The sequence below is a fragment of the Nocardioides sp. YIM B13467 genome (assembly GCF_042788075.1).
Lineage (GTDB): Bacteria > Actinomycetota > Actinomycetes > Propionibacteriales > Nocardioidaceae > Nocardioides.
This window is the reverse complement of sequence record NZ_JBHZPJ010000046.1, coordinates 468,645-483,041: the sequence shown is the minus strand read 5'-3', so window position 1 is coordinate 483,041 and position 14,397 is coordinate 468,645. Positions and strand designations below refer to the sequence as shown.

The window sequence follows — 14,397 nt, the reverse complement described above, 5'->3', positions numbered from 1 at the left end:
TCACCCTTCGCTGGAGAGGCGGTGGCGGGAGAAGAAGTCCCAGATCACCGTCGCGGACTCGATGGTGTGGGTGACGTGGCCGCCACCGGAGTAGATGTCGCCGCCCGGCCAGACGTGGCCGCCGCCGTCGACGGCGACGTGCTGGACCTCGGCACCCTGGTCGCACCCGGTCCACCGGGTGGTCGCGACGTCGCGGTTGGTGCGCTTCGTGGACTTGGCGCAGCCGTTGTGATCGGCCCAGCCCTGGACCCACTCGGGGATCGCGGGCAGGTCCCGGTCGGCGTCGCCCGCGTAGGGGATGGTCGCGTCGGCGACGCCGTGGATCTCCAGGATCGGCGTCGGCGGTGCCTCGGCGCAGCCCGTCCGGGTGCCCGGGTAGAGGGCGGGCGCGACCGGGGCGACGGCCGCGAACGTGTCCGGCAGTTGGCAGGCGAGCAGCGCGGCCAGACCGGCGCCGTTGGACTTCCCGGTGGCATAGACGCGGGTGGTGTCGATGCAGTGGTCGGCCTCGATGGCGGCGAGCAGGTCGGTGGTGAAGGCGACGTCGTCGACGCCGGGTGCCTCGTACGGTGCGCCTTGCCAGGCCTTGCGATAGCCCGACCCGGTGCCGATCGCGCCATCGGGATAGGCGACCACGGCCGGGAGGTCGGAGAGCTCCGAGAAGCCCTCGACCTCGACGCCGGTGCTGCCGCGGCCGTGGTAGGCGACGATCAGCGGCCAGCTGTCGCGGCGGTCGTAGCCCTCGGGCAGGCGGAGCACGTAGCTGCGCTCGATGTCGCCGCTGGTCAGCTCATACTTCTGGCTGCTGTCGGGCTCCTGCTCGGTGGGCTTGGCACAGGGTGTGGTCGACGCGGTCGGGGCTGTTCGGTCCGGGGAGGCCTGCGTCAGCGCGGTGGCGCTCGGGACCAGGGACAGCGCGGCAACCGCTGCGACCGCGGCGGCCGGCGCCAGCAGGCGGAGGTGTCGTGGGGACATGTCGTGCTCCTTTCGGGGCAGTTCGGTGCGTTTGGGTGTGCTGGATCGCCCGGCGACGCGGTGTGCGTCCCGGTCGGGTCCCGAGCTGGAGGGGCGGGTGGCCTAGGTGTCGAGCCACTCCTTGATGAAGGCGACGATGCGGTCGGTGGCCTCGGCGAGGATGGCGCGGCCGTCCTCGGCGGTGGCGCGACGTGGGTCACCGAGCACGCCGCTGGGGGAGAGGCGGTCGTAGGGGAGGGCCACGGCGGGGTGGTTCACCGAGCGGGCCAGCCGGGCGAAGGCGTCGAGCTGGTCGGTCGAGGTGGTTCCCGGGGCGAGCAGGTCGTGGCGTACGAGGTGGGGGGCGATGTGCAGCATCTGGGCGGTCTCGGCCTCGCCGCTGTGACCGGAGACCTCGCTCAGCTCCATGCCGGCCACGCTGTCCTTGGCGAGCACGGTCACCGGAGTCCAGGCGAGCTCCAGGTCGGGGCGGTCGCGCATCAGGTCCTGGGCCAGCGTGCCGAGGGTGGCGTTGTTGCCGCCGTGCCCGGTCACCACGAGGAACCGGTGCCAGCCATGGGCGGCCAGCGACTCGACGTACTCTCGTACGACGGCGGCGAACAGCGCCGGGCGCAGGCTCACCGTGCCGGCGAAGGCCTCGTGGTGGGGCGAGACGCCGACCGGTACGCAGGGACCGATCACGACCTTGCCGGGCAGGGCCTCGGCCACGGCGTCGGCGAGGGCCTCGGCGCGGATCTGGTCGGTGGCGAGCGGCAGTCCGGCGCCGTGCTGCTCGAACGCGCCGACGGGGATCACCACGACCGTCCCGCCCCGCGCGGCCGCTGCGGCCTCGAGGGTGGTCATCTCGGCGAGCTTCGCGGTCATCGGCCCTGCTCCGGGCCGAGGGTGGAGGCGATCGCGTCGCGGATGGCGAGCAGGTGCTCGCGGGTCAGGGCGGCCGCGGCGTCGGCGTCGCCGTCGCGTACGGCCTCGACGATCCGGAGGTGGTCGGCGTGGTCACGGTCGCGGTCGGTGTAGCGGTGCCGGATCTCGATCTGGTCGCGGGCCCTCACCTGGAGCAGCGCCTCGATCGTCTCGCGCAGCAGCAGGTTGCCCGAGGCGCCGGCGAGCGCGACGTGGAAGTGCAGCTCGGGCCGCTCGTCGGCGTACTGCGGCTGGAGCGCGTTGTCGGCTGAGAGCGACAACGCCGCGAGGTCGTCGTCGGTGCGCGCCGAGGCCGCTGCGGCCGCGACCGGCGGCTCGAGCACGATCCTGGCGTCGAGGAGCTCGAGGACCGACTCGCTGCGCGACTCCGAGACATGCGGGTTGACCAGCAGCCGCCGGTTCACCCCGCCGCTCACGTAGGTGCCCGATCCGTGCCTGAAGCGGATCACGTCGGTCGCCTCGAGACGGCGCAGCGCCTCCCGGATCGTCGGTGTGGTCACCTCGAACCGCTTGGCGAGCTCGCGTGAGGAGGCAAGGGCGTCGCCCGGCTCCAGGCCCGCGGCCTCGATCATGGCGACGATCCCGTCGGCGATGCGTTCAGAGAGCGATGATGTGTTGCTGGTCACAGAAAGTGACTAAATCACTTATTGAATTGCTCGTCAAGGAAGACAGTGCTTGCAGACCGCTTGCGTAAAGCAGTTATATTCTTGCGTTCATGAGTAGACGTCTTGCCGACGCAGCCGCCCGCGCCAAGGTCTCCGAGGCGACGGTGAGCCGGGTGCTCAACGGCAAGCCGGGGGTCTCGGCGGCGACCCGCGAGCGGGTGCTGACCGCGCTCGACGTGCTCGGCTACGAGCGCCCGGTGAAGCTTCGCGGCGAGCGGGCCAGGCTGGTGGGCCTGGTCCTGCCCGAGCTGCAGAACCCGATCTTCCCGGCACTCGCCGAGGTCCTCGGCGCCCATCTCGCCCAGCAGGGTCTGACCCCGGTCCTGTGCACGCAGACCGCAGGCGGGGTGACCGAGTCCGAGTACGTCGACCTGCTCCTGGAGCAGCAGGTGGCCGGCGTCGTCTTCGCCGGCGGCGCCTACGCACAGCGGGACGCGGACCATGCCCACTATGACCGTCTGGCCGGCCGCAACCTTCCTGTCGTGCTGATCAACGCGGCCATCGACGACCTGCCTTTTCCTCGGGTGGTCTGCGACGACGCCGATGCGATGGAGCAGGCTGCCGAGCACCTGATCTCGCTCGGGCACGAGCGGATCGGGCTGGTCCTGGGCCCGCGCGACCACGTTCCCTCCGAGCGCAAGCTGGCCGCCTTCCGTGCCGTCTGCGACCGGACCGGCGTGTCGTTCGACGAGGACATGGTCGTACGCAGCCTCTACTCCCTCCAGAGCGGACAGGCCTCCGCGGCGCGGCTGGTCGAGCAGGGTGCGACCGGCATCGTGTGCGCCAGCGACCCGCTCGCGCTGGGTGCGGTCAGGGCGGTTCGCCGAGCCCGGCTCTCGACACCTGCTGACGTGTCGGTGATCGGCTTCGACGACTCGGCGTTCATGGCCTTCGCCGACCCGCCGCTCACCACGATCCGGCAGCCGATCGAGGCGATGGGCCGGGCGGCGGTCGACTTCCTGGTGAGCCAGATCGACGGCACGCTCGGGCCGGTCGACGAGCTGCTCTTCGAGGGCGAGCTGGTGGTCCGGCGCTCGACCGGACCCGCAAGTCAGCGCGCAAAGTCCTGAAATTAATTACGCTCTGTCAAGTTCTTGCGCACCTTCTGTGGCTGCCTCTACGGTCGCTGCACGCCGTCAAGGTGACGGCTGTCACATGACCGTGTGAGTTGCTGAGAACGGAGTGCCCGTGACCGCCACGGAACCTCGACGGAGCGAGCCGGCACCGGTGGCGCTGCCGGCCTTCACCGAGCGCCCCGCCGACTGGTGGCGCTCCGCGGCGATCTACCAGATCTACCCGCGCAGTTTCGCCGACGCCAACGGCGACGGCACCGGTGACCTGGCCGGCGTTCGGGCGCGTCTGACCTACCTGCGCGATCTCGGGGTGGACGCGATCTGGTTCACGCCGTGGTTCCCCTCGCCGATGGCCGACGGGGGCTACGACGTCGCCGACTACCGCGCGATCGACCCGATCTTCGGCGACCTCGCCGAGGCGGAGGCGTTGATCCAGGATGCCCTCGAGCTCGGCATCCGCACGATCATCGACATCGTCCCCAACCACGTCTCCGACCAGCACCGATGGTTCCGGGCCGCGGTCGCTGCCGGGCCCGGCGCACCTGAACGGGAGCGGTTCTGGTTCCGAGACGGCCGCGGCACTGATGGCGAGCTGCCGCCCAACGACTGGACCTCGGAGTTCGGTGGCACGCCATGGACGCGGCTGACGACGCCCGACGGCGTTCCCGAGCAGTGGTACCTGCACCTCTTCTCCGCCGAGCAGCCCGACCTCAACTGGCAGCACGAGGACGTACGCCGTGAGCACGAGGAGATCCTGCGGTTCTGGTTCGACCGGGCGGTCGCCGGGATCCGGATCGACTCCGCCGCCCTGCTCGCCAAGGACCCGGCCCTCCCCGACGTCCCCGCCGACCCGCGACCGGGCGAGCACCCGTACGTCGACCGCGAGGAGCTCCAGGAGATCTACCGTGGCTGGCGGCGGATCGCGCAGGAGTACGGCACCGACCGGGCCCTGATCGGCGAGGTCTGGCTCCCCGACACCGCCAGGTTCATCCGCTACCTGCGCCCCGACGTCCTGCACGCGGCGTTCAACTTCGACTTCATGACCGCGCCGTGGGAGGCCGAGGCGCTGCGTACCTCCATCGAGACGACGCTGCGCGTGCACGGCGAGGCGGATGCGCCTGCCACCTGGGTGCTCTCCAACCACGACGTCACCAGGCCGGTGACCCGCTACGGCCGCGCGGACACCGCGTTCTCGTTCGAGACCAAGCGCTTCGGCACCCCGACCGACCGGGCCCTCGGCGAGCGGCGGGCGCGGGCGGCGGCGATGCTGGCGATGGGGCTGCCCGGGGCGTACTACCTCTACCAGGGTGACGAGCTGGGCCTGGACGAGGCCGAGATCCCGCCGGACCGAATCCAGGACCCGATGCATTTCCGCAGCGGAGGGATCGACCCCGGCCGGGACGGCTGCCGGGTGCCGCTGCCGTGGAGCGGCGACCGGCCGCCGTACGGTTTCAGCCCGCCGGGCGTGAAGACCTGGCTGCCCCAGCCCGAGGGCTGGGCGGGGCTGACGGCGCAGGCGCAGTCTGCCGACCCGCGCTCGATGCTCTCGCTGCACCGGATGGCGCTGCTGATCAGGCGTACGCACCCCGACCTCGTCACCGGCGACTTCAGCTGGATCGACACCGCCCCCGGGATCCTCGCCTTCCGCCGCGGCACCCACTTCGCCTGCGTGGTCAACCTGACCGACACCCCTGTGGAGCTGCCGAGCAGCGACCACGTCTGGCTCGCCAGCTCGCCGCTCGATGCGGGCCGGCTCGTTCCCGATGCCGCGGTCTGGCTGCGGCCCACGACCTGAGACCCACCACAACATCCAGGAGACAGACCATGAGAACCACTCGGTTGCGCAGCGTCGCGCTCGCCGCGGTCGCGGCTGTCGTGCTCGGCTCGCTCACCGCTTGCGGCGAGACGTCGGACGACGGCGACGGCGTCACCATCACCGTCGAGGGCTGGCGCCCCGGCGACAAGCAGGCCACGATCGACGCCGTCAAGGCGCAGGCGGCGGCCTTCAACAAGGAGCATCCCGACATCACCGTGAAGCCGGTGGAGTGGCAGTGGAACGCGCAGACGTTCCCCGCCCAGCTCGCCGGCGGGACGCTGCCGATCTCGTTCCGGGTGCCGTTCACCGACACCAAGGGCCTCGTCGAGCGCAAGCAGGTCGCCGACGTCGACGCCGAGGTCCGCGAGCTGCCCTACTTCGACAAGCTCAACCCGACGGTGCTGGCCGCGGCGCAGGGCACCGACGGGAAGGTCTACGGGCTGCCCTCCGACGTCTACGCCAACGCGCTCCACTACAACCGCGACCTGTTCACGAAGGCCGGTCTCGACCCCGACAAGCCGCCGACCACGTGGGAGGAGCTGCGTGCGGCCGCCAAGCAGATCAACGACCGGACCGGCGCCACCGGGTATGCCGAGATGACCACGGGCAACACCGGTGGCTGGATCCTCACGACACTGACCTACGCCCTCGGCGGCCGGATGGAGACGCAGGACGGTGACACGTTCACCGCGACCGTCGACAACCCGCAGACCGAGGAGGCGCTGCAGCTGCTGCACGACATGCGCTGGACCGACAAGTCCTTCTCCGGCAGCACCGCCTACGACTGGAACAGCATCAACCAGGCGTTCGCGGCGGGGAAGGTCGCCATGTACATCAGCGGCTCGGACGTCTACAACTCCCTCGTCACCACCGCGGCGATCGACCCGAAGTCGTACGGGCTCACCGCGGTCCCGATGGGGGACTCGGCCGACGCCGGCGCGCTCGGTGGTGGCTCGGTCAACGTCGTCAGCGCCAAGGCGAGCGACGCCGAGGCCGAGGCCGCCGTGGCCTGGGCGGACTTCTTCCGGGTCCGCAAGTACACCGACGAGTCCGCGGCGGTCGCCGACGCGAAGACCCAGACCGCGGCCGAGCAGCCCGTGGGGACGCCGACCTTCCCGATCTTCGACGAGGAGTCGTACACCACCTACCAGAGCTGGGTGAAGGACTACGTCAACGTGCCGCTGGAGCAGATGACCGGCTACACCTCGAAGATGTTCGACCTCACGCTGGTCGCCGAGCCGCCCGCGCAGACTCAGGCCGTGTACGGCGCGCTCGACCCGGTCGTGCAGAAGGTGCTCAGCGACGAGAACGCCGACATCCCCGAGCTGCTGAAGGATGCCGACGCCTCGGTGCAGCAGATCCTGGACAAGGGCTGAGCGTGGTCGCTGACATGTCCCGGGTGGGTGGGCCGGCCCTCGTGAGAGGGCCGGCTCGCCGGCGTACGTCCCTCGTCTCCGGGGTCGCCAGCTGGTGGCGCGGCGGCGCGGCGACCCTGGTCTTCCTGCTGCCGATGCTCCTCGTCTTCGGGCTGTTCTCGTGGTGGCCGATCGCCCGGACCGTGGTGATGAGCCTGCAGGAGACCAACCTCGTCGGGTCAGCGGAGTGGGTGGGCCTGGACAACTTCCGCACCGTGCTCACCGACCCGCTGCTGCCGGTGGCGCTGCGCAACACCGCCGTCTTCGCGGCGATCGCGTTCGTCTTCGGCTATCCGATCCCGCTGGTGATGGCGGTGGTGTTCAGCTCGTTGCGCAGACTGCGAGGGCTGTACGCCTGCCTCGCCTATCTGCCGGTGGTGGTGCCGCCCGCGGTTGCGGTGCTGCTGTGGAAGACCTTCTACGACGCCGGGTCCGGGGGAGTGTTCAACACGATCCTGGGCTGGGTCGGGCTGGGGCCGGTGCCGTGGCTGGAGTCGGCCGACTGGGTGCTGCCCTCGCTGGTGATGGAGGCGACCTGGGCCGCGGCAGGCGGCACGGTGATCATCTATCTCGCGGCGCTGACCACGGTTCCGCAGGAGCTCTACGACGCCGCCTCGGCCGACGGAGCGGGCGTGCTCGGCAAGGTCTGGCACGTCACCCTCCCGCACCTGCGCCCGGTGCTGCTGATCACCTTGATCCTGCAGATCATCGGCACCGCCCAGGTCTTCCTGGAGCCCTACCTGTTCACCGGCGGCGGGCCCTCGCACGCGTCCTTGACGCTGTTGCTCCTGATCTACGAGTACGCCTTCGGCAGCACCACCGGCGGCGGCGACTACGGCCCGGCGACCGCGCTGAGCCTGATGATGGCGGTCGGGCTGGCGCTGCTGTCGTGGGCCTACTTCCGGCTCACTCGCGGATGGAGCGACTGATGAGCTTCGTGTCTGCCCTCGACCGGCGGCGTACGTCGGTGCGCTGGGGTCTTCGCGGCGTGCAGGCGGCGATGCTGCTGGCGCTGGTGGTGGTCTGCCTGGGGCCGTTGCTGTGGCTGGCGAAGTCGGCGGTCACGCCCACCCAGGACACGCTGCGCTCGCCGATCTCGCTGTGGCCGAACGGGCCGGACCTCTCGATCCTGTCGCAGGCGTGGACCGAGCTGGGCCTGTCGGCCTACCTGGTCAACACCGTGGTCATCGCAGCCGGATCCTGGGCCGTGCAGGTGGTGGTCGCCACGACCGCGGGCTATGCGCTCTCGGTGCTGCGGCCGCGGTTCGGGCGGGTCATCTACGGAGCCGTGCTCGCCACCATGTTCGTGCCGATCGTGCTGCTGCTCGTCCCGCTCTACCTCACCGTGCTGAGCCTGCCGGTCGTGCACTGGTCGCTGGTCGGGACGTACGCCGGAGCGTTCCTGCCCGCGGGCGCCTCGGCGTTCAACGTGGTGATCATGAAGCGGTTCTTCGACAGCCTGCCCCGCGAGATCCTGGATGCCGCGCGGATCGACGGCGCCGGGGCGTACCGGCTCTTCTGGTCGGTGGTCCTGCCGATGTCACGACCGGTGCTCGGCGTGGTGTCGGTCTTCGCCGTGCTCGCCGCGTGGAAGGACTTCATCTGGCCGCTGATCGTGCTGCCCGACCCGGCCAAGCAGCCCATCGCGGTCAGGCTGCCCTCCATCGCGCCGACCACTGACCTCTCGGTCCTGCTCGCCGCGATGGCGATCTCCGCCGCGCTGCCGATCCTCTTCTTCCTACTCTTCCAACGACTCTTCCTGCGCAGCGAGGGTCTGGAAGGGGCGGTGAAGGGCTAGCGGCGGCGATGGCCGGTCAGTTCGGCAGCGGAAGGACCTCGACCGGGCAGCCCGCCTCGCGAAGCAGTGCGCGGGTCACTCCGCCCAGGTGTGGGAACGCGTTGAGATGCGAGGCTCGTCCCACGACGACGAGGCGGGCTTCCTCGCTCGCGGTGACCAAGGCGTCGGCCGGTGGTTCCGCGAAGACCCGGGTCGCGAGTGGGGTCTGAGGATGCTCCGGGGCCTGGTCGCGGGCCTTCTCGACGAGGTCCGCCAGATATTGCTCGCCACGCGCGGTCCAGTCGCGGGTGGTGGCGTGGTCGGCCAGGTCCCCGTGGAGGGCCATGAGGTCGAGACCGTGGAGCAAGGTGATCGGCTCTCCCAGCCGGGTCGCCTCCTCGAGGGCGTGACCCAGCACCTGAGCGTCGCTCTTGTCGTCACTGACGCCGACGACGACGCCGGTTCGGCCCTCGGCGGACCAGCCTTCGGGGACCACGGTGACCGGGCAGTGGGCGTGCGCCGCGACCCGGGAGGAGATCGATCCGGTGAAGACCCGGTGGATGCGAGAGAACCCGCGGCGCTGGATCACGACTCGGTGTGCTTCCTCCGATTCCTCGATCAGGACGTGGGCCGCGTGGCCGCGCAACAGCTCACCGGAGACATCGACGGCTCCGGCGACGACGTCCCGGGCGATCGCGGTGGCCTCCCTGAGCAGCTCTTCGGCCATCCGCCCGACCGCTGAGTCATCGATGATCATCGACTGCGGCTGCATCGCGCCGGGGAGGCCGAGGACGGGATCTCCGAACAGGACGTTCGCCTGGAAGACATGCACCAGACGTAGCGGGTGCCCGCTGGTCGCGGCCAGCCGTCCGGCGTACTCCAGGAGTGCCGTCTCGACCTCGGGATCGAGGATGCCGACGACGATGGGAGCGGGTGTGGTGTCAGCGGTCATCTGGTCAGCCCGCCATCATGCACATGTGGTCGGCGGTGAAGCCGCGGAAACCCTGGTGCATGCCCGGGTCATGGGTGCCGTCGAAGCCGACGGCCTGAGCACAGTGGACGACGTGGTGTCCGAACTCCTGCCCGTCACCGGGTGCTGCCGATGCGGGGACGACGAGAGCCACGGTGGCGATTGCTGCCGCTGCTGCTGGGATCAGGATGCGTTTCATGATGGGATCACTCCTCGGTGTGCGGTTGCTGCGAGTCGGTACGTATCCGGGTGACTCCCGGGACGGTCGCTGCGGCGGACTCGGCCAGGGCGCGCTCCTTGGGTGTCGCCGGTCCGAAGATCACGGCACCTCCGTCGGCGACGTCGACGACCCAGTCGGGGTGACCGAGCTCGGTGACGAGCGCCGTCAGGTCCCGGACCATCGTGTCGTCGTCGCGGGCCAGGGCGCTGGCCACGTCGCTGCGGCTGATCATCCCGACCAGAACGTCGTTGTCATCGAGGACCGGGAGGCTCTTCAACGACCGGTCGGCCATGATGTCGACCGCCACGGCGACCTCTGCGCTGGCTCGCACGGCGATCGTCACCGGATTCATCACGTCCTGGACGTGCGCCGCGGGCCGATCGATGACCGGTTTGGGCGGGAGCACGTGCGCGCGAGGGTCCTGCAGGACACGGTCGCGGATCAGGTCGATCTCGGCGACGACGCCACAGACGCGGCCGGCGGAGGTCACCACCGGGAGGGCGGTGATGTGGTGGTCACGGAGCAGGGCGAGCGCCTCCTTGACGGGGGTGCCTCTCCGTACGGTGACCGGTGACTGGGTCATGATCTCTCGAACAAGCATGGTCATTCCCGGTGCGAGTGCTGGTTTTTCATGGGGCCAGCCTCGTCCGGCCGGGAAGGTCGGTCATGAGCGCAAGGTCCCGAGCCGGGGAGACCTTCGGCCGTCCGCAGGACCTTCGTCATCGTTCCCGACGGACGAACGACTTCGCGGTCCGGACCGGGCGGCACTCCTGCGGAGATCGCGATCGGAGTGGGCTGGACCCGTCCACATCCTCGACCCAGGAGAGCACCATGTCCCTTCTCGACCGATCCCGGTTCCAGCGCGAACCGCGGGGCCTCGGCGCCGGCAAAGTGTCGCCTCCGCCCAGATCCCCCAGACGACCGGAAGCCGATGGGGAGGCCGTGGGTCAGCTCCGGCTTCCGCAGGCGACCGCCTTGGTGATGGGCTCCATCATCGGCGTCGGCATCTTCAGCCTGCCGTACGCCGTCGCGTCCTACGGCCCGATCAGCCTCGTCGCGATGGGCGTTGCGACCGTCGGCGCCGTCGCCCTGGCGCTCATGTTCGCCGTCCTCTCCCGACGGATGCCGGCAGGCGGAGGCCCGTACGCCTATGCGCGGGCCGCGTTCGGCAACGGCTGGGGCTTCAGCCAGGCCTGGCTCTACTGGATCACCGCCTGGGCGGGCAACGCCGCCATCGCGGTCGGCTGGGTCTTCTACGTGGAGACCTTCCTCAACAAGGGTGGTGCGACCGGTTGGTCGATCGCGATCGCACTGACGGGTCTGTGGATCCCGGCGGCGATCAACCTGACCGGCGTACGCTTCATGGGCGTCTTCCAGCTGTGGACGACGGTGCTGAAGTTCGTCCCGCTGGCACTGATGGCGACCGCTGGGCTCTTCTTCATCGAGGGTGGCAACTTCACGCCGTGGAACACCAGCGGTGAGTCAAGCATGTCGGCGATCGGCGGTGCGATGGCGATCTGCCTGTTCAGCTACCTCGGTCTCGAGACTGCCTCGGTCGCTGCCGCGAAGGTGCGCGACCCAGGCCGGAACGTGCCGCGGGCGACCGTCCTGGGGACGGTCGGCAGCGCGGCGGTCTACGTGCTCTCGATGGTCGCGGTCTTCGGCATCCTGCCGGCGTCGCAGCTGGCCCAGGACGCCAACCAGGCCTCCTACTCCGCGGCCGCGAACGACATCTTCGGCGGCAGCGCGGCGGGCAACATCGTCGCCGTGGCGGTGATCATCTCCGGAATCGGTGCCCTCAACGGGTGGACGATGATCTGCGCGGAGATGCCTCACGCGGCAGCGAAGGAGGGTCTGTTCCCGCGGTTCTTCGGACGGGTCTCACGGCGCGGGGTGCCCGCCGTCGGCATCGTCGCCTCCACGGCGCTGGCCTCGGCCGCGGTCGTGGTGAGCTACCTGGGCTCCGACGGGGCCACCGTGTTCACCACCTTGGTGCTGATGACCGGCATCACCGCAGCCATCCCGTACGCCTTCTCCGCCCTGGCTCAGCTCAAGTGGCGTTGGCAGGACCACCGGCGCGGTCCGACGCCCCACCTGATCCTCGACCTGTCGGTCGCGGTGGTCGCGCTGGCCATGTCCGTCGCGTTCGTCTACTACTCCCGCAACACCGGCAACACCTGGTACGTGGTGTGGGGCCCGTTCCTCATGACCGGTGTCGCCGCGATCCTCGGCGTGCCCGTCTACCTCGCCCAGCGACGCAAGCTCGAGGCTTCCTCGTCGGTCGACGGGAGCGCGTCGTGACGTTCCATGTCGACTCCGAGGTCGGCCGCCTGCGCCAGGCGGTCGTGCACCGCCCCGGCCTCGAGCTGGGCCGGCTGACGCCGGGCAACATCGAGCGGCTGCTCTTCGACGACGTGCTGTGGGCCGAGCGGGCGCGGGTCGAGCACGACGCCTTCGTCGCCGCGCTCGAGAGCCACGGGGTCGTCGTCCACCACTTCGCAGACCTGCTGGCCGAGGCCCTCGACCAGCCAGGTGCCCGAGAGCTCCTACAGGAGGAGCTCTCCACCGCCCACCGGTTCGGTCCGGCGCTGGACGGGCCGCTCGACGACCTGGTGGCCGCGACCCCGGCGGCCGAGCTGGCCTCTCACCTGATCGGCGGCGTCCTCAAGTCCGATGTAGTCAACCGCGTGCACGCCAGCAGCCTGCTGATGGAGTACCTCCGCGACGACGACTTCCTGCTGGACCCGCTGCCGAACCACCTCTTCCAGCGGGACAACGTGGCGTGGGTCTACGACGCCGTCTCGCTCAACCCGATGGCGAAGCCGGCCCGGCGGCGCGAGACGATCAACTCGAAGGTCGTCTACGACTTCCACCCGATGTTCCGGGGCCACGTGCCCTACCTGTACGGCCACGACAGCCTCGACCACGGCGGCGCCACCCTGGAGGGCGGCGATGTCACCGTGATCGGCAACCGGGCCGTGATGGTCGGGATGGGGGAGCGGTCCACACCGCAGGGGGTCGAGAACCTCGCCCGCGCGCTGTTCCGGCGCGGCACCGTCGACACCGTGATCGTGGTGGAGCTCCCTCGGGAGCGGGCGTTCATGCACCTCGACACCGCCATGACGATGGTCGACGCCGACGCGTTCTCGGTCTACCCCTACCTGCCCGACGAGCTGCGCTCCTACTCGCTGTACCGCGTGGGTGCGGGAGGCGAGTTCAAGCTCGAGGAGAACGGCGCGCTGTTCCCCACCCTCGCCGACGTCCTCGGCCTCGATCGGGTGCGGGTGCTGCGGGCGCCGATCGACCGGCTGGGCGCCGAGCGTGAGCAGTGGGACGACGGGAACAACTTCCTCGCCCTCGCTCCCGGGGTCGTCGTGGGCTACGAGCGGAACACGACCACGAACGCCTATCTTGCCGACCAGGGCGTGGAAGTGGTGCCCATCGTCGGCGAGGAGCTGGGCCGTGGCCGCGGGGGTCCTCGGTGCATGACCTGCCCGATCGAGCGAGAGGAGGTGCCGTCATGACGCTGCTCGGATCCGGAACCCGCCGCGCACCCGGTGCCCTCCGTTCGCTGGCCGGCCGCGACTTCCTCAAGGAGATCGACCTGAGCGTCGAGGAGTGGCGGGCGCTGGTCGACCTCGCCGCCGATCTCAAGGCGGAGCGTCGCCGGTCCGACCGGACCCCGCGCCTCGCGGGACGCTCGATCGCCCTGCTCTTCGAGAAGGCCTCCACCCGCACCCGGTGCGCGTTCGAGGTCGCCGCTTACGACGAGGGGGCGCACGTGACCTACCTCGACCCGGCGAGCTCGCACCTCGGCCACAAGGAGTCGGTCGCGGACACCGCGCGGGTGCTCAGCCGGCTCTACGACGGCATCGAGTACCGCGGCTCGGACCAGGCCATCGTGGAGACGCTCGCGGCGTACGCCGACGTGCCTGTATGGAACGGCCTGACCGATGCCTGGCATCCGACCCAGTCGCTGTGCGACGTGCTCACCATGCTGGAGCACTCGGCGAAACCTGCCGAGCAGATCGCGATCGCCTACGTCGGCGACGCGAGGAACAACGTCGCCCGTTCGCTCCTCGTCGCCGGTGCCATGATGGGTATGGACGTACGCCTGGTCTCTCCGGCTGAGCTGACCCCGGACCACGACGCAGTGCGCCGGGCCCAGCAGATCGCGGAGGCCACGGGGGCGCGTCTGGAGGTGACCGGCGACCCTCATCGAGGGCTCACCGGTGCCGACTTCGTCTACACCGACGTGTGGGTGTCCATGGGTGAGCCGACGGAGATGTGGGATCGGCGGGTCGCGCTCCTGGCGCCGTACGCCGTCGACGACGCCCTGCTCGAGCTCACCGGCAACCCGGAGGTGAGGTTCATGCACTGTCTGCCCGCCCTGCACGGCACCGACACCGAGCTCGGTCATCAGCTGGCGAGCCGGACCGGTCGTACGTCGTTCGAGGTCACCCCGGAGGTGTTCGAGTCGGAGCGATCGATCGTCTTCGACCAGGCGGAGAACCGTCTGCACACCATCAAGGCCGTGCTCGTCGCAACACTGGCCGGCTGAG

14 protein-coding genes are annotated in these 14,397 nt (G+C 70.1%); 8 read left to right on the top strand and 6 right to left on the bottom strand.

Annotated elements, in window-relative coordinates; genetic code table 11:
• The 3 genes from ACFX43_RS09590 to ACFX43_RS09580 form a co-directional block, all read right to left on the bottom strand.
• Nucleotides 1-975, bottom strand: coding sequence for an alpha/beta hydrolase family esterase (locus tag ACFX43_RS09590; RefSeq protein WP_378819938.1), 975 nt, complete (start codon nt 973-975; stop codon nt 1-3).
• 102 nt (nt 976-1,077) lie between these two features.
• Nucleotides 1,078-1,839: a creatininase family protein gene (locus ACFX43_RS09585; protein WP_378819935.1), complete on the bottom strand. Its 762-nt coding sequence runs from the start codon at nt 1,837-1,839 to the stop codon at nt 1,078-1,080.
• Complete coding sequence (locus ACFX43_RS09580; RefSeq protein ID WP_378819932.1) at nt 1,836-2,525, bottom strand: FadR/GntR family transcriptional regulator; 690 nt, start codon at nt 2,523-2,525, stop codon at nt 1,836-1,838. Before ACFX43_RS09580 ends, ACFX43_RS09585 begins: the two co-directional genes overlap by 4 nt.
• An 89-nt stretch (nt 2,526-2,614) precedes the next feature.
• Here ACFX43_RS09580 and ACFX43_RS09575 point away from each other — a divergent pair, with 89 nt between their 5' ends.
• The 5 genes from ACFX43_RS09575 to ACFX43_RS09555 all read left to right on the top strand — a co-directional run bounded on the left by ACFX43_RS09575 (nt 2,615) and on the right by ACFX43_RS09555 (nt 8,666).
• Nucleotides 2,615-3,634: a LacI family DNA-binding transcriptional regulator gene (locus tag ACFX43_RS09575; RefSeq protein WP_378819929.1), complete on the top strand. Its 1,020-nt coding sequence runs from the start codon at nt 2,615-2,617 to the stop codon at nt 3,632-3,634.
• 118 nt (nt 3,635-3,752) lie between these two features.
• Complete coding sequence (locus tag ACFX43_RS09570) at nt 3,753-5,432, top strand: alpha-amylase family glycosyl hydrolase (RefSeq protein WP_378819926.1); 1,680 nt, start codon at nt 3,753-3,755, stop codon at nt 5,430-5,432.
• A gap of 29 nt (nt 5,433-5,461) precedes the next feature.
• Entirely contained in the window at nt 5,462-6,829 is a 1,368-nt protein-coding gene (locus ACFX43_RS09565; RefSeq protein WP_378819924.1) for an ABC transporter substrate-binding protein, read from the top strand.
• A gap of 2 nt (nt 6,830-6,831) precedes the next feature.
• Nucleotides 6,832-7,797 (top strand): carbohydrate ABC transporter permease, encoded by a 966-nt coding sequence (locus tag ACFX43_RS09560; RefSeq protein WP_378819922.1) that lies wholly within the window; start codon nt 6,832-6,834, stop codon nt 7,795-7,797.
• Nucleotides 7,797-8,666 (top strand): carbohydrate ABC transporter permease, encoded by an 870-nt coding sequence (locus tag ACFX43_RS09555; protein WP_378819919.1) that lies wholly within the window; start codon nt 7,797-7,799, stop codon nt 8,664-8,666. The genes ACFX43_RS09560 and ACFX43_RS09555 overlap by 1 nt, the downstream gene beginning before the upstream one ends.
• 16 nt (nt 8,667-8,682) lie before the next feature.
• On the opposite strand, the gene ACFX43_RS09550 is transcribed toward ACFX43_RS09555, so the two are convergent.
• From ACFX43_RS09550 to ACFX43_RS09540, 3 genes are read right to left on the bottom strand one after another with little or no spacing between them, the layout of a single operon-like run.
• Nucleotides 8,683-9,597, bottom strand: a complete 915-nt coding sequence (locus ACFX43_RS09550; RefSeq protein WP_378819916.1) for a universal stress protein — start codon at nt 9,595-9,597, stop codon at nt 8,683-8,685.
• Between the two features lie 4 nt (nt 9,598-9,601).
• The gene (locus tag ACFX43_RS09545) at nt 9,602-9,814 is read right to left on the bottom strand and encodes a hypothetical protein (protein ID WP_378819914.1); all 213 of its coding nucleotides are present in this window, start codon (nt 9,812-9,814) and stop codon (nt 9,602-9,604) included.
• 7 nt (nt 9,815-9,821) lie between these two features.
• Nucleotides 9,822-10,418 (bottom strand): HPP family protein, encoded by a 597-nt coding sequence (locus tag ACFX43_RS09540; protein WP_378819912.1) that lies wholly within the window; start codon nt 10,416-10,418, stop codon nt 9,822-9,824.
• A gap of 359 nt (nt 10,419-10,777) precedes the next feature.
• Between ACFX43_RS09540 and ACFX43_RS09535 the strand changes: the two genes are divergently transcribed.
• The 3 genes from ACFX43_RS09535 to argF are packed head-to-tail and all read left to right on the top strand — an operon-like array spanning nt 10,778 to nt 14,396.
• The gene (locus ACFX43_RS09535; protein WP_378819910.1) at nt 10,778-12,136 is read left to right on the top strand and encodes an amino acid permease; all 1,359 of its coding nucleotides are present in this window, start codon (nt 10,778-10,780) and stop codon (nt 12,134-12,136) included.
• On the top strand, nt 12,133-13,359 hold the full coding sequence (locus tag ACFX43_RS09530; protein ID WP_378819908.1) for an arginine deiminase: 1,227 nt from the start codon (nt 12,133-12,135) through the stop codon (nt 13,357-13,359). The genes ACFX43_RS09535 and ACFX43_RS09530 overlap by 4 nt, the downstream gene beginning before the upstream one ends.
• A complete protein-coding gene (argF, locus tag ACFX43_RS09525) occupies nt 13,356-14,396 on the top strand; it encodes an ornithine carbamoyltransferase (RefSeq protein WP_378819906.1) in 1,041 nt (346 codons plus the stop codon). Before ACFX43_RS09530 ends, argF begins: the two co-directional genes overlap by 4 nt.
• Nucleotide 14,397: the final 1 nt, after the last annotated feature.